Raw genomic sequence first — 23255 nt, 5'->3', positions numbered from 1 at the left:
GGGCGCGGCCGTCGTGCTCTCACACTACGAAGTGGTCTTCGCTTGTTTTCTCTCGGATGGGACACCCGAGCCGATCTGGGCCGCGCTGCGGTGGTCGACGGCCCAGGTCGCCGGGGCGTCCTCAGCCAGTGCCGGGACGTCGCCCATCAGCTTCAGCGGCTCAGCCTCGTTGTTCGGTGCGCGGCGCGAGAGCGTCTTCGTCCCATCCGTGTCGATCACCGTGCATTGATGCGCGGCCTTGCCGGCATCCGTCCCCGCCCAGAGAGAGGAGACCGCCCGGGGCCGATGCTGTCCCTACGAAGATTCCCGTTGACCGGTGTCCGCCGCGGAGTCGGGCGTGACACTCAGGGGCAGGAGCTGGGGGCGTTTCGCGGTGCGGCCGTCGCCGGAGGACTGACCGCGCAAACGGCGTCCGAGCCAGGGGCCGAGGAATGCGGCCGCCCAGCGCAGTTCGGCTCCTGCGGCTTGCCGGCCCGTGGGGACCCTCTGTGGCGGCAGGGGGAGCATCCAGGCGTCGTCGCTTCCAGGCAGTTGGATGGCTTGGGCGACGGCTGCGGCAATCCGCTCGTGACCGAGGGGGCTGGCGTGGAGTCGGTCCGCACTCCACAGCCGTGGATCGGTGGCGACGGCCTGTCGGCCGGTTTCGGCGACCGCGACCCCGTGACGGGCGGCCGCAGCGCGGATGCGGGTATTGAGGTCGAACACGCGGGACCTGATCGGCCGGGCAAGGGGCACGATCTTCCCTACGTCGGGGAAGGTCACGGTCACCACGTGGGCCCCGGCTGCCGTGAGCGCGGCGAACATCTCTTCCAGGTGCCCGGCCACCTCTGCGGCGTCGAACCGGGGCCGGAGCAGGTCGTTGACCCCGGTGACGACGGTGGCCAGGTCGGGCCGCAGGGCCAGGGCGGGCCCCAGCTGTTCAGTGCGGACCTGGCCGGCGACACGGCCTCGTACGGCAAGGTTGGCGTACCGAAGCCCCGGGTTGACGGCCGCGAGGTGGTCGGCGAGCCGGTCGGCAAAGCCGCGTAGGCCGACGGCGTCGTCCCCGTCGCCGAGCCCTTCGGTCTGGCTGTCGCCCAAGGCGACGTAGCGCAGGTATTCACCGTTCGGCATGAGCCGACTGCCTTTCCCTGAGGACGGCTGCGATCCGCAGGCACCAGTCCTGGTGCTCCTGCTCAAAGGCCAGGCCTCGCAGGCAGGTCAGGTACGGCCCGATCCGCTCGCCCCGGCGGAGGAACTCCTCCTCGTCCGCATCGCCGCGCAGTTGCCGCAGCAGCTTGCCGAGAAGCTCGATCTTGGCCTCGGCCGCGGACGCTCGTCCTTCGAGCTGTTCGATCACCGGCGCCGTGCCGATGCGGTCGGCGACCTGGACCTTGACGAGCAGGTCGTCGCGGATGAACGAGGGCTTCGATACGGCTGCGGCGAAGTTCTCCAACTCGGCGCGACCGGCGTCGGTGACCCGGAACAGACGTTTGTTGGGCCGGGTCTCCTGGACCACCTGCCGACCCGCGACCAGCCCTTCCTTCTCCAGCTTGGTCAGCTCGGCGTACAGCTGCTGCGGCAGGGCGTGCCAGAAGTTCGCGACGCCGATGTCGAACACCTTCGCCAGTTGGTATCCGCTGTACTCGCCGTCCAGCAGCGCCGCCAGCACCGCATGCCGCAACGCCATCGAAGCAGCCCCTTCCTTTTCCTTGTCCGACACTGCATCATACTCAAGAAAATGATTAGTCATACCCTTGAGTATCGGGAGAGGTCATGGAGACTGCTGAACGCTTCCGCGCTGCCGTGGAGAAGGGCCAACTCGCTGAACTGGATGGCCTGTTCACCGACGACATCCGCCTCTACAGCCCCGTGAAGTTCACACCCTTCGAGGGCAAGCCCATGGTGCTGGGACTCTTCGGCGTCCTGTTGCGCACCTTCGAGGACTTCCGCTACATCGGACACTTCGAGGGCACGGCCGAGACCAGTACTGACGGCGAAGAAGCTCCGTCGGCGATCCTGCTCTTCCGGGCCACCATGAACGGCAAGCAGATCCACGGCATCGACCTGCTCCAGTTCGACGGGGCGGGCCGGGTCAAGGAGTTCACCGTGATGGTTCGCCCCCAGTCCGCTGTGCACGCCCTGGGCCAGGCGGTACTTGCGGGCCTGGTCGCCGACGGCCTCGTCCCCAAGGCCGTCGACCGCTAGAGGGGCCACAAGGCGGGACCGGCCGGTGCGACCGGTGCGACCGGTGACGGCCTCGGCCCGGCCGCGGAGCGCGGCCGGGCCGAGGCCGTCACAGAACTGATGGACGGGTCAGATGAGACCCTGCGCCAGCATCGCGTCCGCGACCAGTTCGAAGCCGGCGATGTTGGCGCCGACCACGTAGTTGCCGGGGCTGCCGTAGCGTTCCGCGGTGGTGTAGCAGGAGTCGTGGATGTGCCGCATGATCTCCGCGAGGCGCTGCTCGGTGTGGGCGAACGTCCAGGAGTCGCGGGAGGCGTTCTGCTGCATCTCCAGGGCGCTGGTCGCCACGCCGCCCGCGTTGGCCGCCTTGCCGGGGGCGAAGGCGACGCCCGCCTCCTGGAGGACGCGTACGGCCTCCGGGGTCGTGGGCATGTTCGCGCCCTCGGCGACCGCCTTCACGCCGTTGCGTACGAGGGCCAGGGCGTCGGCCTCGTGCAGTTCGTTCTGGGTGGCGCAGGGCAGGGCCACGTCGACGGGGACGTTCCAGACGCCGGCGCCGGGGACGTACGTGGCGTGCTCACCGCGGCGCTCCGCGTAGTCGGAGACCCGACCGCGGCCGGCCTCCTTGATCTCCTTGAGGAGGGCGAGGTCGATGCCCTTCTCGTCGACGACGTAGCCGTTGGAGTCGGAGCAGGTCACCACGGTCGCGCCGAGCTGCTGGGCCTTCTCGATCGCGTAGATCGCGACATTGCCCGAGCCCGATACGGCGATGCGCTGCCCGTCGAGGGACTCGCCCCGGCTGCGGAGCATCTCGGCGGTGAAGAGCACACAGCCGTACCCGGTCGCCTCGGTGCGCACCAGGGCGCCGCCCCAGCCCAGGCCCTTTCCAGTGAGGACGCCGGACTCGTAACGGTTGGTGATCCGCTTGTACTGGCCGAACAGGTAGCCGATCTCGCGGCCGCCGACGCCGATGTCACCGGCGGGGACGTCGGTGTACTCGCCGAGGTGGCGGTGGAGCTCGGTCATGAACGACTGGCAGAACCGCATGATCTCGGCGTCGGAGCGGCCCTTCGGGTCGAAGTCCGCGCCGCCCTTGCCGCCGCCGATGGGCATGCCGGTGAGGGCGTTCTTGAAGATCTGCTCGAAGCCGAGGAACTTCACGATGCCGAGGTTGACCGAGGGGTGGAAGCGCAGCCCGCCCTTGTACGGTCCGAGCGAGCTGCTGAACTCGACCCGGAAGCCGCGGTTCACGTGGATGTCGCCGGAGTCGTCCGACCACGGCACGCGGAAGATGAGCTGGCGCTCCGGCTCGCAGACCCGCTCGATGATCCGGGCGTCGACGAATTCCGGCCGCTGTTCGAGAACCGGGCCGAGGGTCTCCAGGACCTCCCGTACCGCCTGGTGGAACTCGTTCTCCCCCTGGTTGCGGCGGAGAATCTCCGCGTACAGCGGCTCAATGACACGCATCTGATCAAGACCTTCCGTGAGTGCCCGAAGCGCGCGAAGGTGCCCTCGTCCCGGGGCACCGGCGGTCCCCCTCGCCATTGAGGGCGTCGCCTGGACTCGCGCGCGCTGCGGCTCACGAAAGCGACGTACCGAACCGGTGTGGCATTTCGATTGTCCCAGTGGCTCCGGGAGATCGTCTACGTGTCCGCAAAATGGACAATTTCATGGCTGCCCGTCCGTCCGGCGCCGCATCCACAGCCCCGCTCCGGACACTAGGACGAACACTCCGGAGACGACGCTCAGAGCGATGTTCAGGCCGTTGTCCGCCACGAAGAAGTTCAGGAAGACGTTCGCGGCGATCGCCGCGCACAGCACGATCCAGAGCAGGGCTTTCACGGAAACCTCCAGGGCCGGGGCAGTGTCTTGCGGTGCTTCTTGCAGTGCTTCTTGCAGTGCTTCTTGCAGTGCTTCTTGCGGTGCGTCTTGCGGTGTGTCCATCCTCACGGGCGGTATCCGCCGCCACGAGGGGCCTGGCCCCCGGATCCGTGGTGCAGCCAGCTCCACCACCGTCCCGTTAGGGTTTGCGGGATGGGGACCACCGGAAGAACGGCGGCGCGCGAGCGGGCGGGCGAGCCGGGAAGCAAGCGGTCCGACGCCGGTCCGCGCCCGGCGGAAACGGATACGGCCACGGATGCGGCTGGGGACGCGGCGCGGTGGTGGGTTCCGGGCGTCGCGGTGCTGGTCGTCGTGCCGTTGTACGTCCTGTGGGCGCTGGTGCTGGCCACCGGCGGCGGTGATCTGGCGGCGCAGTTCGCCTGGGCCGCCTTCGCGTCCCGGCATCCCGGGTCCGCGTACAACCTCTCCTGGTACGGCGGGATGCACACCGCCAACTACAGCCTGCTGGCGCCGCCGCTCATGGCGGTGTTCGGGGTGCGGGCCGTCACCGTGGCCGCCGGGCTCGGCGCGTCGTGGGCGCTGGCACGGCTCTGTGTCCGGGCCGGGGTGCGGTGGCCGGCCGCGGTGTCGGTGCTGGGGTCGTTGGCGCTCTGGTGCAACGTCGCGTCCGGGCGCACGACGTTCGCGCTGGGCGTCGCGATCGGGCTGGTCGCGCTGTTGTACGTACGGCACCGGCCGGGCGTCACCGCGGGCTGTACGGCGCTGGCGACGGCGGCGAGTCCGGTGGCGGGACTGTTCCTCGTGGTGGCGGGTGGGGCGTACGGGCTCGACCGGCAGTGGCGGCGGGCGGCGGTGCTCCTCGTGCCGCCGTTCGTGGTGGTCGCCGCGACGACCCTGCTGTTCCCCTTCACCGGCGAACAGCCGATGGCCATGGGGAGGTTGTGGGTGCCGTTGGCCGGCTGCGCGGCCTTGTGGCTCGGGGCGCCGCGCGAGGGCGGCTGGCGGGTGGTCCGGTTCGCGAGCCTGGTGTACGGGGCCGGAGTCGTCCTGACCTTCCTGATCCCCTCGCCCATCGGGACGAACGTGGAGCGGCTGGTGGGGCTGGCCGGCCCGCCCGTGCTCCTCGCGGCGGCACTGGCTGTCCTGGCGGGGTGGGCGCGGGGCGGGTGGCCGCTGCGGGTGCGGGCCGTCCTGCTCGTCGGGATGCTCGCGTACAACACCGGCTGGCTGGTCGACAAGACCGATGACGATCTGCGGGTCTCCACCACCGTGCCCGCCTGGGCGGCCCACACCGACGGCGTGGTCGCCGAACTGCGCAGGCTCGGTGCCGAACGGACCCGGGTGGAGGTCGTACCGGCCCGCAACCACCGGGAGGCGGCCGCGCTCGCGCCGCATGTGAACATGGCGCGCGGCTGGAACCGTCAGCTCGACGTGGAGCGCGGGCGGCTGTTCTACGGGGGAAAGCCGACTCCGGCGGCGTACCGCGCCTGGCTGGACCGGTGGGGCGTGGGTCTCGTGGTGCTGCACAACGGCAGGCCGGACGGGCCGGCCGAGGCGGAGGCGGAGATCGTCCGGCGCGGCACGGACTGGCTGGAGCCGGTGTGGCGCGACGCGGACTGGCGGATCTACCGGGTGCAGGGCGCCGTCCCGCTGGTCTCCGCCCCGGGCGCCGTCGTACGCGGGGACGATGCCTCCGTGGTGGTACGGATGCCCGCCGCCGGGTCGGTGACGGTGCGGATCGCGTACTCGCCCTGGCTGCGGGCCGACGGCGGCGGATGCGTACGGAAGGACGGCGAGTGGACGCGGCTCACGGTGACGCGGGGCGGCGAGTACCGGCTGGATTCGCACTACCGGTTGTGGCCGTTCGGGTCGTGCTGACGCTAAGGGCGGTACGGCGTACGGGGCGGAACCGGGTACGGGGCGGAACCGGGTACGGGGCGGAACCGGGTACGGGGCGGAACCGGGTACGGGGCGGAACCGGGTACGGGGCGGAACCGGGTACGCGCGCCTCGGTGAGTGGTTCCGGGTGTGCGGACCTGACCACGCCGTGACAGGTAATCAGACATGATGCCGTCATGACGACGTCGCGGGGCCACAGGCGTACCCGGAGCGGTTCCCGGTCTGCTTCACCGGGCGGGCCGCCGCCGTCGGGGTACGGGCGCCCCGGACCTGCGGGGCCGTACGCCCGCCCCGCTATCCCGCCCGTTCCCGGGCAGCGCGTCGCGCCCCGTATCCCGCCGCGTGCGGGCGACATGCGCCGATATCTCGCCGTCGCGCTCGACTGCTACCTCTGTCTGGTCACCGCGGGGCTACTGGCCCGGCCGTACGTGGACACGGCCACCGTTCCCGAGGCCGCCGGTCTGCTGATCGGCCCGGCGCTCGCGTTCTCGTTCCTGAATCAGGTGGTCCTGACGGCCGTCGTCGGCGGCGGCGCGGGCAAGCTGATCATGGGGATTCGGGTGATCGGACTGCCCGACGCCGGGCGCCCGGGGCCCCGCCAACTGGTACGGCGCTGGCTGTACGGGCTGTGCCGGGTGCCGTTGCAACCCTGGTACGTACTGCGCTCGTACCTCGCGGGGCCCGGCGTCCTCCCCCTCAGCGCCCTCTGGACCAGCGGACACACCGATCCGGTGGGCCTGCGCCAGGTCCGCCACAGCGACCTCACGGCCCACCGGAACGCCGCCGCCGGCCACCTCTGAGCCGAACGGCCGACGGATGCACAGACAGCTCCGCTGCCTGCGCATCCGTCGGACAGAAGTGGTACTTGAACACCCGCGTACGCCGAAGGCGGCGACACCGCGGATCCGAGGGGATCCGGGTGCCGCCGCCTTCGTGCGGGATTCGGGCTGCGCCGGGGTGGACGCGTGGGGTCGGGTCAGGCCTCGGAGCCCGCCTTCCAGTCGGCCCAGTTCATGTTCCAGCCGTTGAGGCCGTTGTCGGGGGTGATGGTCTTGTCCGGGGAGTTCTTGACGATGACCACGTCGCCGACGATGGAGTTGTTGTAGAACCAGGCGCCCGGCTGGTTGGCGTCGCCCGCGCCCTTCACGTCGGGGAGGCCGACGCAGCCGTGGCTGGTGTTGGCGCTGCCGAAGAGCGACCGCGCGCTCCAGTAGTTGCCGTGGATGAAGGTGCCCGAGGTGGACAGCCGCATGGCGTGCGGCACGTCCTTGATGTCGTACTCACCCTTGCCGTCGGAGTCGGTGAAGCCGACCGTCGCGCCGTTCATCCGGGTCTCCTTGAACTTCTCGGAGATCACCATCTGCCCGTTGTACGTGGGGTTGGCGGAGGAACCGGAAGAGATCGGGATGGTCTTGATCGTCTTGCCGTTCTGGGTGACGGTCATCATCTTCGTGCTCGCGTCGACCGTCGAGACCTGGTTGCGGCCGACCTTGAAGGTGACCGTCTTCTGCTGGACACCGTAGACGCCGTCCGCGCCCTCGACGCCGTCCAGCGCCAGCTTCAGCGTGACGGTGGAGCCGCCCTGCCAGTAGCTCTCGGGGCGCAGGTCGAGGCGCTGCGCGTTGAACCAGTGGCCGACGACCTCCTGGCCGCTGCTCGACGTCACGGTGATGCCGTCCTGGACGGCCTTCTTGTCCGTGATCGGCTTGTTGAAGTTGATCGAGACCGGCATGCCGACGCCGACGGTGGAGCCGTCCTCGGGCGTGAAGTTGCCGATGAAGCTGTTGGCGGGCGACACCGTGGTGAAGGAGGTGTTCTCGTGTGCCTCGCGGCCCTTGGAGTCCTTGGCCGTCGCGCTGATCTTGTACGTGGTCGAGCGCTCCAGCTGGACGTCGGGCTGCCAGCTGCGGCCGTCGGCGGCGAGCGAGCCCTTGACGGGCGCTCCGGCCGACGTGGTCATGGTGACCTCGGACAGCGTGCCCTTGGCCACGGTGACCTTGGCGTCATTGTTGATGCTCGCGTTGGTCGCCCCGTTCTTCGGCGCGATGGATATCTGCGCTTCCGACGCGTTCTGGGCGGCGGCCTTGTCGACCTCGGCCGCCTGCGACTTCTTCGAGCTGTCGGCGCTGCTGCCGCTCGCGTCGCCGCCGCTGCAGGCAGTGAGCACCAGAACTCCGCCGAGCAGTGCGGACGCGGCCATCAGGCCTTTGCGCCGCTTGCTTCCCGTCATCACACGCTTCTCCATACGTTGCCGAATCCCCAAAGTCCCCGAGCGGACCGCCGCCGATCGGCGAGACCCGTCACTGTTCCTAGAACCCATGGAAAGGGTCCTCCGTTCCACATCCAAGAGAGATGTGGGGAACACCACTCATCGACGCATGCCCGGCAGTGGTGGTTCCCGACGTCGGTCACGTATGTGCGACCGGTACGTGCCACGGCCCCGGCCCGCGGAAGGTAGCGGGTCGGGGCCGTGGCACGTACTGCCTGCTAGACCCGCCGCTCCGCACCGCCGCTCACGCCGCTGTGCTCGCCGTCGTCCACCCCATTGTGCGGGATGCCGTCGGCGGCCCCGGCTTCGTGATCTTCGTACGCGTCGTCCTCGTCGTCCGCTTCCTCGTCCGCTTCCTCGTCCGTTTCGTCGTCCTCGTCGAGGTCCCAGGCGTCCGGGTCGGCCGGGTCGTAATCGACGCTCTCGCTGCTCCAGGAAGCCTGGGTGAGTTCGACCCCCGGCACCTCGCCGACCAGGTCGAACGGGTCGACGAGGGAGGCGAGGGCCTCGGCGCCGTCCTCCCGTACGGCGGCCTCGGCCCGCATGCGCTCCTCGGCGGGTTCGCCGCCGGGCTCGCCGTACTCGGCGGAGATGGACTCCAGTGCGGTACCGCTGAGGGCGGCGGGGTCCGTGATCTCCAGCACCATTTCGACCCGAAGTCGAACAAACCGTGATGTCTCAGAAGTGCTCATGTGCCGGAGCGTAAGCTCCCCGTCCTTGCGACTTTCCTGCGACCCGCTGCTGTCACTAGCATCTGCGTACAGGCCTGACTCACGGCTGTGACAAGGGGGAACGATTCCGTGGCCGCTGCTCGTCGCCCGCTCCTGACCGCCACCGCTGCAGGCACGTTGCTGGCCGCCCTGTGGTTCGTACCGTCCGCCAACGCGACGGACGAGTCGGCCGGCACACCGGGCGCGCAGAGCCGACAGGTCACCGCTGCCGTGGACACCTCGGCCGGTCCGAGGCTCGCCGACACCGGGGCCGGGGTCGACACCACCCCGTATCTGATCGGCGGCATGGCGTTCCTGGGCATCGGCGCAGCGTTCGTCAGCTACTCGGTCCGCCGCGCCGGCGCCCTGTCCGTCTGAATTTTCCGCCGATCCCGTCGGCCTTTATCGCAGTCGTGCACATTTGCCAATACATGGGCAGATGTGTGTGCACAACGGTGCAACAGGTTGTCGGGCGTCCCCGTGCGTCCTTCGACGGACCGGACTCGGCTCCGACGCCGTCGAGGCCACTCACCATAGGGGATTCATAGACGGTTCCCGGATCATGTTCCGGCACTGACCGATCGGATCCGTGATGACGAGGGAGGCGGTTATGAGCGACAGGACGCCCCATGATGCTGACGGCCACGACAGCGACGAGCTGCTGGCGGAACTGGAGAAGGAGATCACGTCCTGGCTGGAACAGGGGGGTATGAACCTGATGACCATCCTGAACAACCAGAGCGTGTCCGACGAGGCGACCGCCAAGGACGCCATCAGGGACCTTGTGCAGCAGGACGGCTTCGGCGGGCCCGAGACCGCCGTCAGCACCTCGGGACTTCTCGGCCGACGGGACATCGGCTCCGGCACCCAGTGGAGCAATCTGCTGGCCGCCTACATCGACTCCCTGAGCTGTTCGCTGCTGCCGCACCCCGGCGACGGGGACGCCACGGTGTCGTTCGGCCTCGACGAGGGGCACGCGGGCGGTTGCGGCTGACCGCTTCCCGTCAGCAGACGGCAGGCCGTCGCCGGCCGTCCGGCGTGCCGGGGAAAAGCGGTTCCCCGCGGCTTCGCTCGCGGGCGAAAAGGCGTACCAACGGCATGAAGCGGTAGCGCGGCGGGACCCGGTCGGCGACCTCCAGCAGGCTGGTGCCGGCCAGGCTCTCCAGAGCGTCCTCGGCGTCCTCCTCCGAACAGCCGAGGACGTTCGCCGCCTGCCGTGCGCTGAAGGTGTCGGGGCCGGCGGACGCCAGGACGCCCAGGGCCGTGCGCACGGGCCCGGTCACCCGCTGGTGACCGGGGTACAGGGCCGCGCGGATATCGAGGTCACCCATCCTCAGTTCATCGAGCCTGCGCCCTTCCGGTTCGAGCCGGGCTGTGATCGCCTCGGCCCGCCAATGCGGATGCGCCGCCATCCGGGCCGCCACGATCCGCAGGGCGAGCGGCAGCCGGTCGCACAACTCGACGATGCGGGCGGCCGCTTCGGGCTCGGCCTCGATCCGCTCGGCCCCCACGATGGCGCTCAGCATCCGGCGGCCCTCGTCGGGGCCCATCGGACCGACGGTGATCGGGCGCACTCCCGGCAGTGTGGCGAAGGAGCCCCGGCCGGTGATGAGCGCGCTGCTGCCGCCCGCGCCCGGCAGCAGCGGACGGACCTGGCGGTCGTCGACGGCATTGTCCAGGAGCACCAGCATCCGGCGGTCGGCGAGCAGGCTGCGGTAGAGCTGGCCGCGCTCCTCCGGGGACGCCGGAAGGTGCCGCTCGGCGACACCCATGGCCCGCAGGAACCAGCCGAGCACCTCGGCGGGGGCGCGGGGGCGTCCGGACTGCCCGGACAGGTCGGCGTGGAGCTGGCCGTCCACGAACCTCTGCCGTGACCGGTGCGCGGCATGGACAGCCAGGGCCGACTTGCCGGTACCCGCGGCGCCCGTCACCACGACGTGCCGGGATCCCGCTCCGCGCAGGGCTGCCGCGATGCCGTCCAGCTCCGGACGGCGGCCGGTGAAGTCCGCGACATCGGCGGGCAGCATCGCGGGCACGACGCCGCTCCAGGCGCCGCGGTCCCGCGCCCGCGCCGCCGGAGGGCCGGCCGCTCCGTCCGGCAGGGCGAGGGCCGGACCGATGACCGCCACCTCACGCGCGGCGGGCCTCGGAAGGGTGCCGGTCAGCACCGACTGCTGGATGTCGCGCAGTGCCCGGCCCGGGTCCACGCCCAGTTCGTCACGGAGCACCCGGCGGCCGCGCTCGTACGCCGCGAGCGCCTCCGCCTGTCGGCCGCACCGGTGAAGAGCGGTCATGAGCTGGCCGAGCAGCCGCTCGCGCAGCGGGTTCTCCAGCACGAGCCGCATCAGCTGCGGGACGACCGTGTCGTGGCGCCCCAGGGCCAGTTCGGCTTCGATCCGGCCTTCCCGCGCGGACAGGAGAGCCTCATCCAGAAAGGGGCGTTCCCGCTCCGTCAGATGGGCAGTGACGTTGGAGAGCGCCGACCCGCGCCGCAGCGCGAGCGCCTGCCCGAGGTGGTCGGCGGCTGCGGCGAAGCGCCCCGCCGTCAGGTCCGCGCGACCGCGGCCCGCCAGGCTCTCGAAAGCCGTCCAGTCGAAGAAGGCGTCGCGCGTCTCCAGCCGATAGGCGTGGGCACGGCGCTCCAGGTGGACGCCGGGATGCAGGCGCTTTCTGAGCTGGGAGACATAGGTGTAGATCTGGGCCGTCGCGGTGGCGGGCGGTTCGCACCCCCAGAGCAGGGCCTTGAGCCGGTCGTCGGAGAGCGGCCGGCCCCCGGCGAGCAGCATGGCCGCGAGGACGGTGCGCTGCTTCGCTCCGCCGAGGTTGACCGGCTGCCCGCCGGCCTCGGCCTCGACCGGCCCGAGTACACGGAACACGAACGGGTCGAAGCCGTTCACACCTGGGGGCTTCCGTGCTCGCGGACCGCTCGCCGGGCCCGCTCGCCGCGCGGCACGGCGAGCAACCGGACGAGATTTCGTCCCGCAGGTCCGAGTCCGGCGACGCAGTCGTGCATGGTGCCGCTGTACCCCGGCATGTTCGGCCTCCAGTAGCTGGTTCAGCCCGTGCGGTGGGCCACGAAGTCGCAGAGTGCGTCGAGGACCCTGAGCGCCGGGGTCTGCGGCAGTGCCGTGAGGGCTGTACGGGCCAGTGCCAGGCGGTCGTACATCATGGCTCCGGCCGCGGCGAGCGCGGCGGAGTCCTGCAGGAGTTCCAGCGCCCGGCGGTGCTGCCACGTCCCGGCGGCCGGTCCGGCGGCGACCAGGTCGCGCAGTTCGCCGTCGCCCAGCAGGACGAGAAGGGGCCGCAGCCGCTTTCCGCCGGTGGCCACGAGATGACCGACGAGTTCGGCGACCCGTGGGTCGTCGGTGCGGGCGGTGCGCTCCTGAAGGCGCTGTTCGGTGCACCGCAGACGCTCGGTCAGCCGGTCCCGCAGTGCCGGGTCGTCGGCGGCGAGTGAGGACACGAGCGAACGTCGCTCCGGTGCGCTCAACACGTTCATCCGGGCTCCTGAGGGCATACGGGACAGCGGGGATGTCAGGACTGTCGCACCGGGTTTGTACCGCGGGCAACGGCCCTGACAGGTTCTTGCCGGGTTGGCGGCTCTCCGGCGGTGGCGGCAAAACCAGCGGCCAGACTGCGGGGCAGACCGGGCACCCCCATGCACCGGACCCGGTAACCCCCCGGCCCAGGAGGCACGAAGGCCACACCCGGCCCTCCCGGCAGGCGCGTTGTCGCACCCGCGCGATGGGCCGGCCGGCGCCTGTGGCGCCGTGCCCGAACCTGCCCGGGTGGTTCTCCCGGGGACCGCAGAAAGGGCCCGGTGGGCGTCGCACCCGCCAACCGGACCCTCTGTGCGGGTTGCGGGCCGGCCGAACGCCGGGCCGCAACCCCTTGCGACGGCCTGTCAGCCGTCCATGGCCATCGCAAGGCTCTTGGGACGCATGTCGGTCCAGTTCTCGGTGATGTAGTCGAGGCAGGCCTGCCTGGGCTCCTCGCCGAACACAACGGTCCAGCCGGCCGGCACCTCGGCGAACGCGGGCCACAGCGAGTGCTGGTTCTCCTCGTTGACCAGGACGTAGTAGCTCGCGTTGTCGTCTTCGAACGGGTTGGTCGCCATGTCGGGCTCCTTCGCTTCTGCGGGTTACGGATGGCGGTAGGTGGAATGGTCGGGGCAGACTGTTCAGGCGGTGCTGGAACGGACGGAGGAGGCGAAGCCGGGCAGCCGGTCCACACCCCAGAACTTCTCGTAGCCGTCGATGAAGAACGGCACCCCGAAGACACCGTCCCGGTAGAGCGAGTTGAGGGCTCCCAGGCCGTGCTCGCGGACGGCCGGGTCGTCGCATGCGGTGGACAGGCGCACCGCGTCCAGGCCGAGTCGCTCGGCGATCTCCGCGATGACGGCCGGGTCGGAGATGTCCCGGCCCTCCTCCCACCTGGCCCGGTAGACGAGCGCGATGAACTCCCGGCCGTGGCCGAGTTCGTCGGCCACCAGGTACGCCAGGTGCGCCACCTCCCACCGGGGACGGCGATCGACCGGCCACACCATCTCCAGTCCGCGGTCGCGGGCCAGCCGCCGCACGTCCTGGAGAATGTAGAGGTGCTTCTCCTTCGACATCGCCACGTACGGCAGGTGGATGCCGGCCTGCTCCAGGTGGCCGCTCGCCGTCTCGTCCGGCTCCCAGAAGGGAAGCCAGTCGATGCGTTCCGCGACGTCCCGGTGGTCGGCCATCAGGTCCCGGTAGGCCATCCACGAATAGGGGCTGCGGAACGAGAAGTACCAGCGTGGCCTCCGTCGGGCCATCACCGCCTCCAAACATGCTGAGTGCTGCCGCCGGTCACGGTTCGGGCCGGGCGGAACGGACGGCCGGGACTGCCCGGCGGTCCGGTGGTCAGACAGTGATGCCACCGTCGATCTGCAGGACGGAGCCGGTGATGTACGCGGCCTTGTCCGACACCAGATATGCGACGAGGTCGGCGACCTCCTCGGCCTGGCCCATGCGGCGCAGCGGGATCGTCCGGGTGATGTCCTTGCGGGCCTTTTCGTTCATCGCGGCGACCATGTCGGTGTCGATGAACCCGGGGGCGACGGCGTTGACGCGGACCCCTGACCGGCCGACCTCCTTGGCCAGCGACCGTGAGAAGCCGATGATGCCCGCCTTCGAGGCGGAGTAGTTGCTCTGACTGGCATGGCCGTACACCCCCGCGACGGACGAGATGTTGACGACCGCCCCGGTGCGGCGCTTCATCATCGAGAACACGACCGCGCGGCACAGGTGGTAGACGCCGTCGAGGTTGGTGTCGATGACCTGGTGCCACTGGTCGTCGTCCATCAGCACCAGAGGGTTGTCGCGGGTGATGCCGGCGGCGGTGACCGCCGCGTCGACGGGGCCGAGTGTGTCCTCCGCCTCCTCGACGAAGGAGCGCACGGCGGGGCCGTCGGCGACGTCGACCCGCCGGGCCATGACGCGTACGCCGAGTTCCGCGGCCTCCTTCTCCAACTGCCGGGCCGCCTCGTCGTTGGAGCGGTAGCAGAAGGCGACGTCGAATCCGTCGCGGGCGAGGGCCAGCACGCACGCCCGTCCGATGCCGCGTGATCCTCCGGTGACGAGTGCCACCCGGGGGGTGTTGTCTTGCATGATCTTCGCTCAGCTCGCTTCGGGTCGCAGGACTTCGGCCGGGCGGAAGGCCATGACGATCCGGCCGACGGTCATCACCGTCTCGCCGCCCACCAGGCTCTCGCCCTCGAACATCACGGTGTCGTCCACCCTGCGTTCGACCCGGACGCGATGCTCCAGGACGTCGCCGGGCAGGACGGTGCGGTGGAACTCGACCCCGGTCATGCCGCCGAAGAGCATGACCCGGCCGGCCAGCACGTCGGGGTTGGGCTCCTCCCACGTGGCCAGGACGCCCGCGGACTGGCACCAGGACTCCACGAGCAGCGGCTTCGGGTATCCGAAACCCTCCTCGGGGGTGTCCGGTCCCAGGCCCGCGTACCAGGGCTCGTTGCAGGTGACCGCCTTGAGGGCGGTCAGTTCGCGTCCGGGATCGATGTGCGTGACCCGGTCCACCAGCAGCATGGGGTAGCGGTGCGGCAGCCTGCCGCGGATCTCCGCCTGTCCGCTCATGTCCCCGCTCCGTCCGTGGTACGGCGGTAGCGCAGGCGCACCGACGCCGCGTCGCCCCGGCCGGAGCGGATCTTCGCCCGGCACTGCCACACCATGCCGTCCACCGGCTTCCAGTCGATGTCGGCGGTCAGTTCGTCGCCCGGGTACACGGGCCCGGTGAACCGGGTGGCCTCCACGGCCACGAGCTCCGGGGCGGGCTCCTCGGCGGGTGCCGTGGCGAGCACGCTCAGGTTGACGTACTCGACGAGGCACACGCCGGGGAAGATCGGGAAGCCCGGGTAGTGGCCGGGAAGCACCGCTTCGTCCGCGGCCACCGTGAACCGGGTGGAGGTACGCCCTTCCTTCTCCGGCGGCAGGACCTCGACGGCACCGGAGAGCAGGCCGGCCGCCCGGGGACCGGCCAGGGTCGCAGGCGGGGCCGGGGCGCCCGCACGCGTCACGGCGAGGGCCTCCATCAGACGGCCTGCAGCTTTCCGGCCAGCAGGTCGTAGGCGCTCTGCAGGGTGACGATCTGCCGCAGCTCGGACTCCGGCAGCTTCACCCCGTACTTCTTCTCGAGGACGACCACGACCTCCAGGGCCATGAGGGAGTCGACCTCGAGATCATCGACGAACAGGGCGTCATCGGTGACCTCGGCGACCTCGACGTCCAGTACCTGGGCGACCGTCGAGCGCAGTTCTTCCTTGTCCAGCACGGTGATACCTCTCTCAGCGTTTCGGTCTTCGGTTTCGGCCGCGGGGCAGGCCGGCGGCCGGGCGGTCAGCGCAGCCGGAGCAGGGCGCAGCCGACGGTCCCCGTCCGGTCGACGGAGGTGACGAGGCCGACCTTCCCGGCCACTGCGGGGTTGTCCTCGGCGTGAGCGAGCAGGGCGACGGTCTGGAAGGCGGCGGAGGCGGCGCCGGTGTCGCCGATCAGCCCGACCTGAGTGAGGTCGGCCGCTTCCACATCGGCCAGCAGCTCGCTGACGACCACGGTCTCGGCCTCGCCCTCCGCGCCGGGGGCTCCGGAGCGAGCGACAGCGGCTATCTCCGCGAGGTCGGCACCGGACCGGCGAAGTGCGCCGCGCAGACAGGCCATGAGGCTGCCGGCCACGTCGTCGCCCAGTACGACGCCCAGTTCGACGGCGAGGATCTCGGCCAGGACCGGCTGTCCGGCATCCTCCCCGGCCGCGGGTTCGACGAGGAGTACGGCGCAGCCCTCGCCCAGCGGCGCGGTCCGCGCGCCGTCACCGGAGTGGTGCTCCAGCCAGGCGCGAGCGGTGGAGTACTCCTCGGCGGCGCCGCACAGCACGGTCTGGGCACGGCCTGCGGCCAGCAGCCGGCGGGAGTAGTTGAGAGCGTGCAGCCCTGCCGTCCGGCCGCCCGCGATGGTCGTGTTGGGACCCTTCAGCTGGTACCAGATGGCGCTCTGGCCCGCCGCGCAGTTCATCACGGTGTTCGGGAAACGGGCCGGGTCGACGAAGAACGGCTGGTCGCCGGTGAGCGATTCCCGCGTGAAGTCCATCATGCTCTGGGCGCTGCCGGTGGTGGTGCCCAGAGCCAGCGCGGCGCCCTCGCCGGTGCCGACGGCCCGGCTTCGTTCGGTGTCGTCGAGCAGCGCCCCGACGGCGGTGACGGCCAGCCCGGTGACCCGGTCCATGGACCGGGTGCCCTTCTTGCCGAGCGCCTTACGGACGTCGAAGGCGGGGACCACGCAGGCCTCGTCCCGGGGCCCGGCGGCGCCGGCGTCGTCGAGCACGACGGCGGTGGGGCGTCGCTCACGCACCCCCTCGGCGAACGCGATCCGGCCGATGCCGAACGGCGACACCGCGGACCACGCGGTGATGACAGGGCGCCCGGCGCCCGTTGCGGTGGTACTCATGTCCGCCACGCTTCCCTTCGGTTCACAGGTAACAGACCATTCGGTACTCGGGCCAGCGCAGGGCCGTACTGCCGTCGGCGGCCGTCAGCACCCCGGCCAGCAGCCGGCCCGGGTCCAGCCCATGTGCGGCCAGGGCCGACTCCTCGGCGTGGACCCGGACCCCGGCGTCCATGAGGACGCGCAGGTCGCGGCGGGGGTCGCTGAGGGTGTCCAGGGTGCGGCCGCCGATCCGCAGGGCGGGTACCGGTTCGGCGCGCACTCCGTAGGTGACGGCGCGGCCACGCAGCAGCAGGTCGAGCCCGCCGAGCTGACGGTGCAGCTCCACCGCCAGGTACAGGGTGTCGAAGAACTGTTTCTCCAGCGCCCCGCGGTAGGCCTTCTCCACGATGGCCAGCGTGCGTCGTCCCGGCATGTCGGTTCCCTCGGTGGGTTCGCCGTCCATCAGATGACCCCCACCAGCAGGGTCGTGTCGGCCGCGGCCACGTTGGCGCAGTAGCCGGCCGGTGGCCGCATGACGACCTGCGGCAGGTGGTCCGCCGCGCCCCGGTCGTCGCTGCAGAACCGGCAGCCGTACCAGTGCAGCCGGCCCGGGAACGTCTCCAGCATGTCCTTCACCAGGGCGGCCGTGGACGGATACACACCGTTCCAGTCCGCCAGGTTGCGCGGCTTCTCCTCGCCCAGCGCGTTCTGCGTGAGCAGGGTGGCGTTCCCACAGGTCCACACCTGTACGGCACGGCCCTGTTCCAGCAACGCCTGGACCAGGCGCAGCGCGCTGGTGGTCCGGTCGGATTCGTGCGGTGAGCCCATGAGGGTGACCAGTACGTCGGTGCGCGGGATGGTGCGCGCCATGTCAGTGCCACACCGCCTGTACGCCGGGGCCGGTGATCCAGCCGGCCAGTTCGTCCATGCCCGAGACCTTCGCCCGGGGGCGCAGCGGAACCTGCTCAAGTCCGCGCTGCACAAGGGAGAACCGGTCGACGGCCAGCCGGCCGCCCGCCGCCTCGAAGCGGTCCAGTTCGTCGTCGGTCCCGGGCCGGGCAAGAAGACAACCGTCCTCCACCAGGTACATCAGCACCCGGTACCCGGCCCGGGCCTGTGCCGCGGCGTCCCGCCGGAGGCCGGCGTCCACCGGGGCGCACGGCCCGTGACTTTCGATCAGCAGGATCTGCGGCGTTCCCTCGCTGCCCCAGGCCTCGCTCACGGCCGCCGTGCCGTGCCGTTGAGCGCATCCAGCACGTGCTGGTCGAAGTTCTCCAGACTCCAGTCGCGGCGGTTCCGGATCACCGCGTAGCCGTGCACGATGGTGCCCGTGGCGGTCTTGAGGAGTTTGCCGTCGCGGACGACGTACCAGTTCATCCGGGTGGTGTAGGTGAAGTCCTTGAAAACATCCTCCACCTCGTACGTGGTGTAGAGGTCCTCCTCCATCATCGCCTCGTCGAGGATCCGGATCTCGGATCGCGGCACGACGGGGATCCACCGGCGATCGTCCAGCAGCGTCTTGATGGAGATACCGCGGTCGGCGACGAACCGGTCCTTGCCCTCCTCCATCAGCCGCAGGTAACCGGACATCTGAAGGCGCTCGGTGAAGTGGCAGTACGGGTAGGGGATGTTCCACTTCCAGCCGTAGGCGTTCTTGCCCTCCAGCAGCTCGTCCAGGACGGTGTCCTCGGAGGTGAACGGGGTGAGCGGCCCGGGCTCCAGGTCTGCCCCGAGCCGGTCCACGGCGAAGCGGGCGAGCCCGTCGGGCACCTCACCTGCGGAGTCGAGATAGGTGTCGATCCGCAGTGACACACGCACCTTGGAGGTGACGGCCTTGAGGACCTCCCCGTCACGTTCCACGGACACGGTCACCTTGAAGCCCAGAGTGCCGTCCGCGTCCTTGGTGAACGGGACGACCTCGGCGGTGGCGATGTCGTCCATGTGGAAGGCGTGCAGGATGCGGGTGTCGATCCCGACGATGTCGAGGCCGAGGCCGTGCTCCTCGTACAGGCCACGGGCCGGAAGGGCGGCCTGCCGGAAGTGGTCGAGGACCGCTTCCTCGACCATGTAGTTCACGTGCTTGAAGCCGATCCAGGTGCAGATGTTGGAGCCCTCGTAGCGGGGGCGGACCTGGACGGAAGTCGTCTCGGCGAGGAGCGCCTTGACGGCGGTCTCGGTGACGATGGTCATCGACGGTGCTCCAGAGCTGTATCGGGGACGGGCTCGCGCTGTGGAGCACCGGTTCCAAGGGAGTTGACGAAAGTGACGGTCTCGGAGACGAACCGTTCCGTTTCCTCGACCATCGGGAAGTGCCCGCAGCCGGGGAGGACGAGTGCTCGCGCGTCCGGCAGCGCGGCGGCCAGCGCCATGCTTTCGCCGGGCGGTGCCGCGAAGTCTTTCTCGCCCCCCAGCACCAGGCAGGGCACGGTGATCCGGCCCGTCTGGAACTGCGGGGTACGCAGGTAGAGCTCGAAGAAGCGCATCCAGCCGTACGGGCCCACCCGGTCCCGTACCCGCTCCCCCATCGCTGCCCGCAGGGTGGCGGGGAGCCGGTCGCCGGAGTGGACCCGCAGGCCCTCCTCCATGATCAGGTGGAAGTCGTTGAGGTAGTAGCTGATGGTGTCCCAGTCGAACTCCTCGGCGGTGCGCCGGTAGAACGGTGACACCAGCACCAGGCCGCGGATCCCGAAGCGGGTGAAGGCGTCGCCGCCCCGCCGGCTCTCCCGGTCGACGAGGTCCAGCAGGACGTCGGACGACATGGAGTGCGCCACCACGATCTCCGGGCCACCGGGCACCGCGGCCAGCACCCGCGCCAGGGGACCGATCAGGTCGCCGTCGGTGCCCCAGTCCGGCACTCCGTCGGCGCTCCAGGGCAACCGGGCCGACCACACCTCGTACTCGGGGGGCAGGAGTTCGGCGCTGCGGTCCCAGACGCTGTCGTTCTCGGCCAGCCCGTGGATCAGCAGCAGCCGGGGTCCGCCGAGGCCGGCGGTGCGCCGCCGGACCGTACTGGGGCCGACGCTGTCGGGCGTCTCCATCAGACGGCTCCGGGGCCGGGCGCCAGCAGCACGAGTCCGGCCGAGGCGTCGTCCTCGTCGGTCCCGCAGACCGCGAACACAGGCCCGAAGTCGCCCTCGTCGAACAGGCCGACGGCTGTCGCGCAGTGCAGCACCCCGAGCGCGCCCGAGCCGCGGCCGGAGTGCTCGGGCAGGGCGGCCCGCTCCACTCCCGGCAGCAGGTCGGCGCCGACACCGGCGGGGGGCGCGTCAGGAAGCTGCCACCGGGCCGGGGCCGGCACACCGGAGGCGGCCAGCCGCTCCAGGACGGCACCGACACCGGCCGTGCGGACGTACCGGCCGAGTACGGCGCGGACCCTCGCGCCGCGGGCACGGGCCGCCCCCGCGTCCTCCAGGACGACGGCGGCGCCGCCGTCGACGGCGTGCCGTCCGCCGAGCAGTCGGCGAACGACGTCGTTGTCCGGCTCCACGCCGACGACGAGGACCCGGTCCACGCGGCCGGCCGTGATCATGGTGACGGCCCAGTTGACCGCGTCCAGACCGGAGGTCGCGCCGTTGCACACCATCAGGTTGGGGCCGCGCAGGCCGTAGCGGATGGCCGCCGAGGAGGCGATGACGTTGCTGGACGCGTTCGGCAGGTCCATCGGGCTGGTCGCGGTGACGGTGCCCTCCCGCAAGGTGTCCAGGGCACGGACGACGGTGTCCAGGTTGCCGTAGTTGGAGCTGACGACCACGCCGATGTCCCCGCCGACCGCCATGTCGTCCTCACCGAGGAGACCGGCGTCGGCCAGGGCCGCAGAGGTCAGGCAGTAGCCGAGTTGGGTGGCCCGGTCCTTGTAACGCAGGCCCTTCCTGCCGACCAGGGCGGCCGGTTCGACCGGCCCGGCACCCGGCTCGGGGCCGGCGGCCAGGGCCTTGACACTGTCAGCTCCGGGTATCAGGACCGAGACACCGCTGATGACGACGCTCACGGAGCGGCCTCCACAATGGCGACGGCGTTGATGCCGCCGAATCCGAACGCATTGAGCTGCGCCACATTCATCGACGCGGACGCGGCGTCACCGGTCACGAAGCGGAATTCCGCGGCCTCCTCCACCGGCTGTTCGAGGCCGACGGTGGGCGGGACGCGTCCTTCGTTGAGCGAGGTGACGCCCATGACCAGTCCCATCAGGCCGGAAGCGCCCGAGGTGTGACCGGTCATCGACTTGATCGCCGTCATCAACGGACCGGTCGCGGCGTCTCCCAGCGCATCGGCCATCGCCGTCGCCTCGGCCTCGTCGTTGAGCAGGGTCCCGGTGCCGTGCAGCATCACCAGATCGATGTCCTTCGGTTTGACGCCCGCCATGTCGTACGCCGTGCGCATCGCCTTCGCGATGCCCTCCGGGGAGGGTGCGGTGACGTGGAACGCGTCGCAGTTGACGGCGACGCTGCGCAGCAGAGCGTGCGTCCGCCTGCCGCCGGCGTCCCGGCTGAGCACAACGGCGGCGGCGCCGTCGCCCATGAGGACTCCGGTGCGGTCCCGGTCGAAGGGGCGCACCCGGTCCGGCGGGGCCGGGTGGACACGCTCCAGCAGGCCGTACATGCTCTCGGTGAGCACATCCACGCCCGCGACGATGACCGTGCCGGGCGCGTGGTCCCCTTCCTCCGCCAGCAGGTCCGAGCCGAGCGCCAGGGCGTACAGCGAGGCGGAGCAGGCGTTGGAGAAGGTGTGCGTCACATCGGCGTTGAACCGCTCGCGCAGTGCGGTGCCGAAGTGCAGGCCGGTGTCGTCCAGATCGGTGCCCTCACGCCACCAGAGCTCCAGGGAGCGCAGCTCGCGCAGCCCCGTGCCGATGAGTATCGGTACGCCGGAGAGATCCTCGCCCAGGCCCGCGTCGGCCGCCGCCTGCCCGATCGCGTCGATCAACAGCGCGGTGGCGCGGGCGGGCACGTCCCGGCCCTCGGCCGGGCGGTCGTCCACCTCGTAGGCGTGCTGCGCCCGGAAGCGGGTGCGGTCGAAACCTCGCAGCTCGGCGCGCCCGGTGCGGCCCCGGCACAGGTTGTCGAAGAGTGGCCGCACTCCCCTCCCGGTGCTGGCCACGGCGCCCATCCCGATGATCGGACGGCTCAGCATGTTTCCTCCTCGGGTCGGTCGTACCGGCCGAGGAGGACCACGGCGTTGTTGCCGCCGAACGCCAGGCCGTTGTTCTGGACGACCTTGAGGTCGGCCTCGACGGCCTGGTTCGGCACGCAGTCGACGTCGCACTCCGGGTCAGTGGTGACGTGGTTGATCGTGGGCGGGATGAAGCGGTTGGCGATCGCCAGCGCACAGCCGATGGCGCCCAGGGCGCTGGCCGCGCCCATGCTGTGGCCCAGCATCGACTTCATGGAGACGGTGCGCGGCGGCGTGCCGAACACCTCGCGGATCGCCCCGGCCTCGGTGATGTCGTTGGCCCTGGTCCCCGTCCCGTGGGCGGAGATCAGGTCCACTTCGGCCGGCTTCACGCCCGCGTTGTCCAGGGCGAGTTCCATGCAGCGCGCGACGCTCGCCCGGTTGGGCGCCACCTGGTGATGGGCGTCGCAGTTGAGGCCGTAGCCGAGCACCTCGGCGTAGATGGTGGCGCCGCGTTCCAGGGCCGACTCCAGCCGTTCCAGGACGAGCACCCCGGCGCCCTCACCGGTGAGAATGCCCTTGCGGTCGGCATCGAAGGGCTGGCAGCGCTCCGGCGCGATGGTTCCCAGCCGGTAGAAACCGGTGAACGTCTTGCGGCACATGGCGTCCGCGCCGCCGCAGAACGCGTAGTCCGCCTCGCCGGAGCGCACGGCGTCGAACCCGTAGCCGATGGCGTAGTTGCCGGCGGCGCAGGCGGTCGGGACAGTGACGGCTTCGGCATCGGCCAGTTCGAGCTCCTGGGCGATGGCGACCGAGAGCCGCCCGGCGGGAATCCTCCGGGCCGCCACCGGATCGAACGACCCGGCTCCGCCCTTGAGTTCGGCCTCGACCAGCTGATCGAGGTCGTAGGATTCGCCGTCGGTGGTGCCGATGGAGATCAGGCCCCGTCGGCCGCGCAGTTCGGCGGCGTCCAGCCCTGCGTCCTCCAAGGCCATCCGGGCCGCGGCGGCCGAGAACTGGGCCGCCCTGCCGAGATGTTGCGCGTCCAGGGTACGGATCCAGTCCTGCGGATCGAACTCGACGATCTCGCAGCCGTTCGCGTGGGCAAACCCTTCGGTGTCGAACACCGTGATGGGCCGGGCCCCGCTGCGGCCCTCCCGCAGTCCTGAGAGAAACTCCTTCACCCCCAGCCCGATGCTGGAGACCACTCCGAGTCCCGTCAGGACCACGCGGTGCCGCCCCGTTGTCCCCGGACCGGCGTCGTGCACTGCCGACATGCCTACCTCCCTGTCCACG

General features: G+C 70.7%; 29 protein-coding genes and 1 pseudogene. 5 read left to right on the top strand and 25 right to left on the bottom strand.

Annotated features, from left to right (window positions below; translation table 11 throughout):
• Positions 1-24 precede the first annotated feature (24 nt).
• The 3 genes and pseudogenes from OH735_RS23745 to OH735_RS23735 form a co-directional block, all read right to left on the bottom strand.
• Positions 25-246, bottom strand: a pseudogene (locus OH735_RS23745) (hypothetical protein); the annotation flags it as partial.
• A gap of 48 nt (positions 247-294) precedes the next feature.
• The gene (locus OH735_RS23740; protein ID WP_406383544.1) at positions 295-1113 is read right to left on the bottom strand and encodes an SGNH/GDSL hydrolase family protein; all 819 of its coding nucleotides are present in this window, start codon (positions 1111-1113) and stop codon (positions 295-297) included.
• Positions 1100-1669, bottom strand: a complete 570-nt coding sequence (locus tag OH735_RS23735) for a PadR family transcriptional regulator (protein ID WP_406386702.1) — start codon at positions 1667-1669, stop codon at positions 1100-1102. The genes OH735_RS23740 and OH735_RS23735 overlap by 14 nt, the downstream gene beginning before the upstream one ends.
• Before the next feature lie 86 nt (positions 1670-1755).
• Between OH735_RS23735 and OH735_RS23730 the strand changes: the two genes are divergently transcribed.
• Positions 1756-2187 (top strand): nuclear transport factor 2 family protein, encoded by a 432-nt coding sequence (locus OH735_RS23730; protein ID WP_406383543.1) that lies wholly within the window; start codon positions 1756-1758, stop codon positions 2185-2187.
• Between the two features lie 108 nt (positions 2188-2295).
• On the opposite strand, the gene gdhA is transcribed toward OH735_RS23730, so the two are convergent.
• Positions 2296-3633, bottom strand: a complete 1338-nt coding sequence (gene gdhA / locus OH735_RS23725; RefSeq protein WP_406383542.1) for an NADP-specific glutamate dehydrogenase — start codon at positions 3631-3633, stop codon at positions 2296-2298.
• A gap of 201 nt (positions 3634-3834) precedes the next feature.
• Positions 3835-4008 carry a hypothetical protein gene (locus OH735_RS23720; protein WP_406383540.1) on the bottom strand — a complete coding sequence of 58 codons (174 nt, stop codon included), beginning with the start codon at positions 4006-4008 and terminating at the stop codon, positions 3835-3837.
• 192 nt (positions 4009-4200) lie between these two features.
• Here OH735_RS23720 and OH735_RS23715 point away from each other — a divergent pair, with 192 nt between their 5' ends.
• Together OH735_RS23715 and OH735_RS23710 are read left to right on the top strand one after the other, a co-directional pair.
• The gene (locus OH735_RS23715; RefSeq protein ID WP_406383539.1) at positions 4201-5886 is read left to right on the top strand and encodes a glycosyltransferase family 87 protein; all 1686 of its coding nucleotides are present in this window, start codon (positions 4201-4203) and stop codon (positions 5884-5886) included.
• Between the two features lie 374 nt (positions 5887-6260).
• The gene (locus tag OH735_RS23710) at positions 6261-6707 is read left to right on the top strand and encodes an RDD family protein (protein ID WP_406383538.1); all 447 of its coding nucleotides are present in this window, start codon (positions 6261-6263) and stop codon (positions 6705-6707) included.
• A gap of 176 nt (positions 6708-6883) precedes the next feature.
• Here OH735_RS23710 and OH735_RS23705 read toward each other — a convergent pair whose 3' ends face one another.
• Both OH735_RS23705 and OH735_RS23700 read right to left on the bottom strand, forming a co-directional pair.
• On the bottom strand, positions 6884-8152 hold the full coding sequence (locus OH735_RS23705; protein WP_406383537.1) for an Ig-like domain-containing protein: 1269 nt from the start codon (positions 8150-8152) through the stop codon (positions 6884-6886).
• A gap of 242 nt (positions 8153-8394) precedes the next feature.
• Entirely contained in the window at positions 8395-8868 is a 474-nt protein-coding gene (locus tag OH735_RS23700) for a hypothetical protein (RefSeq protein WP_406383535.1), read from the bottom strand.
• Between the two features lie 108 nt (positions 8869-8976).
• Between OH735_RS23700 and OH735_RS23695 the strand changes: the two genes are divergently transcribed.
• Positions 8977-9264: a hypothetical protein gene (locus OH735_RS23695; protein WP_406383534.1), complete on the top strand. Its 288-nt coding sequence runs from the start codon at positions 8977-8979 to the stop codon at positions 9262-9264.
• A gap of 232 nt (positions 9265-9496) precedes the next feature.
• Complete coding sequence (locus OH735_RS23690; RefSeq protein ID WP_406383533.1) at positions 9497-9880, top strand: hypothetical protein; 384 nt, start codon at positions 9497-9499, stop codon at positions 9878-9880.
• Positions 9881-9890: 10 nt separating this feature from the next.
• Here OH735_RS23690 and OH735_RS23685 read toward each other — a convergent pair whose 3' ends face one another.
• The 18 genes from OH735_RS23685 to OH735_RS23600 form a co-directional block, all read right to left on the bottom strand.
• Positions 9891-11783, bottom strand: a complete 1893-nt coding sequence (locus OH735_RS23685) for a BTAD domain-containing putative transcriptional regulator (RefSeq protein WP_406383532.1) — start codon at positions 11781-11783, stop codon at positions 9891-9893.
• Positions 11780-11920, bottom strand: a complete 141-nt coding sequence (locus OH735_RS23680; RefSeq protein ID WP_406383531.1) for a hypothetical protein — start codon at positions 11918-11920, stop codon at positions 11780-11782. The genes OH735_RS23685 and OH735_RS23680 overlap by 4 nt, the downstream gene beginning before the upstream one ends.
• Before the next feature lie 21 nt (positions 11921-11941).
• The gene (locus OH735_RS23675) at positions 11942-12385 is read right to left on the bottom strand and encodes a hypothetical protein (protein ID WP_406383530.1); all 444 of its coding nucleotides are present in this window, start codon (positions 12383-12385) and stop codon (positions 11942-11944) included.
• A 405-nt stretch (positions 12386-12790) separates the two neighbouring features.
• A complete protein-coding gene (locus OH735_RS23670; RefSeq protein WP_406383529.1) occupies positions 12791-13003 on the bottom strand; it encodes an MbtH family protein in 213 nt (70 codons plus the stop codon).
• A gap of 63 nt (positions 13004-13066) precedes the next feature.
• Positions 13067-13687 (bottom strand): 2-hydroxychromene-2-carboxylate isomerase, encoded by a 621-nt coding sequence (locus OH735_RS23665; RefSeq protein ID WP_406383528.1) that lies wholly within the window; start codon positions 13685-13687, stop codon positions 13067-13069.
• Positions 13688-13775: 88 nt separating this feature from the next.
• Positions 13776-14522 carry a 3-oxoacyl-[acyl-carrier-protein] reductase gene (fabG, locus tag OH735_RS23660; protein WP_406383527.1) on the bottom strand — a complete coding sequence of 249 codons (747 nt, stop codon included), beginning with the start codon at positions 14520-14522 and terminating at the stop codon, positions 13776-13778.
• A 9-nt stretch (positions 14523-14531) separates the two neighbouring features.
• Positions 14532-15011 carry a 3-hydroxyacyl-ACP dehydratase FabZ family protein gene (locus OH735_RS23655; protein WP_406383526.1) on the bottom strand — a complete coding sequence of 160 codons (480 nt, stop codon included), beginning with the start codon at positions 15009-15011 and terminating at the stop codon, positions 14532-14534.
• Complete coding sequence (locus tag OH735_RS23650) at positions 15008-15451, bottom strand: 3-hydroxyacyl-ACP dehydratase FabZ family protein (RefSeq protein ID WP_406383525.1); 444 nt, start codon at positions 15449-15451, stop codon at positions 15008-15010. Before OH735_RS23650 ends, OH735_RS23655 begins: the two co-directional genes overlap by 4 nt.
• 14 nt (positions 15452-15465) lie before the next feature.
• The gene (locus OH735_RS23645; RefSeq protein WP_406383524.1) at positions 15466-15705 is read right to left on the bottom strand and encodes an acyl carrier protein; all 240 of its coding nucleotides are present in this window, start codon (positions 15703-15705) and stop codon (positions 15466-15468) included.
• Between the two features lie 65 nt (positions 15706-15770).
• Complete coding sequence (locus tag OH735_RS23640; RefSeq protein WP_406383523.1) at positions 15771-16871, bottom strand: beta-ketoacyl synthase N-terminal-like domain-containing protein; 1101 nt, start codon at positions 16869-16871, stop codon at positions 15771-15773.
• 22 nt (positions 16872-16893) lie between these two features.
• Positions 16894-17283 carry a hypothetical protein gene (locus tag OH735_RS23635; RefSeq protein WP_406383522.1) on the bottom strand — a complete coding sequence of 130 codons (390 nt, stop codon included), beginning with the start codon at positions 17281-17283 and terminating at the stop codon, positions 16894-16896.
• A 29-nt stretch (positions 17284-17312) separates the two neighbouring features.
• Positions 17313-17720: a hypothetical protein gene (locus OH735_RS23630; protein ID WP_406383521.1), complete on the bottom strand. Its 408-nt coding sequence runs from the start codon at positions 17718-17720 to the stop codon at positions 17313-17315.
• A gap of 1 nt (position 17721) precedes the next feature.
• Positions 17722-18072: a hypothetical protein gene (locus OH735_RS23625; RefSeq protein ID WP_406383520.1), complete on the bottom strand. Its 351-nt coding sequence runs from the start codon at positions 18070-18072 to the stop codon at positions 17722-17724.
• On the bottom strand, positions 18069-19040 hold the full coding sequence (locus tag OH735_RS23620) for a hypothetical protein (protein ID WP_406383519.1): 972 nt from the start codon (positions 19038-19040) through the stop codon (positions 18069-18071). Before OH735_RS23620 ends, OH735_RS23625 begins: the two co-directional genes overlap by 4 nt.
• The gene (locus OH735_RS23615; RefSeq protein ID WP_406383518.1) at positions 19037-19888 is read right to left on the bottom strand and encodes an alpha/beta fold hydrolase; all 852 of its coding nucleotides are present in this window, start codon (positions 19886-19888) and stop codon (positions 19037-19039) included. The genes OH735_RS23620 and OH735_RS23615 overlap by 4 nt, the downstream gene beginning before the upstream one ends.
• The gene (locus tag OH735_RS23610) at positions 19888-20838 is read right to left on the bottom strand and encodes a beta-ketoacyl synthase N-terminal-like domain-containing protein (RefSeq protein ID WP_406383517.1); all 951 of its coding nucleotides are present in this window, start codon (positions 20836-20838) and stop codon (positions 19888-19890) included. Before OH735_RS23610 ends, OH735_RS23615 begins: the two co-directional genes overlap by 1 nt.
• Positions 20835-21980, bottom strand: a complete 1146-nt coding sequence (locus tag OH735_RS23605) for a beta-ketoacyl synthase N-terminal-like domain-containing protein (protein WP_406383516.1) — start codon at positions 21978-21980, stop codon at positions 20835-20837. Before OH735_RS23605 ends, OH735_RS23610 begins: the two co-directional genes overlap by 4 nt.
• On the bottom strand, positions 21974-23236 hold the full coding sequence (locus OH735_RS23600) for a beta-ketoacyl-[acyl-carrier-protein] synthase family protein (protein WP_406383515.1): 1263 nt from the start codon (positions 23234-23236) through the stop codon (positions 21974-21976). Before OH735_RS23600 ends, OH735_RS23605 begins: the two co-directional genes overlap by 7 nt.
• Positions 23237-23255: the final 19 nt, after the last annotated feature.

Source organism: Streptomyces sp. NBC_01618, from assembly GCF_045209435.1.
Classification (GTDB): Bacteria; Actinomycetota; Actinomycetes; order Streptomycetales; family Streptomycetaceae; genus Streptomyces.
This window is presented reverse-complemented; position numbering and strand designations above follow the sequence as displayed.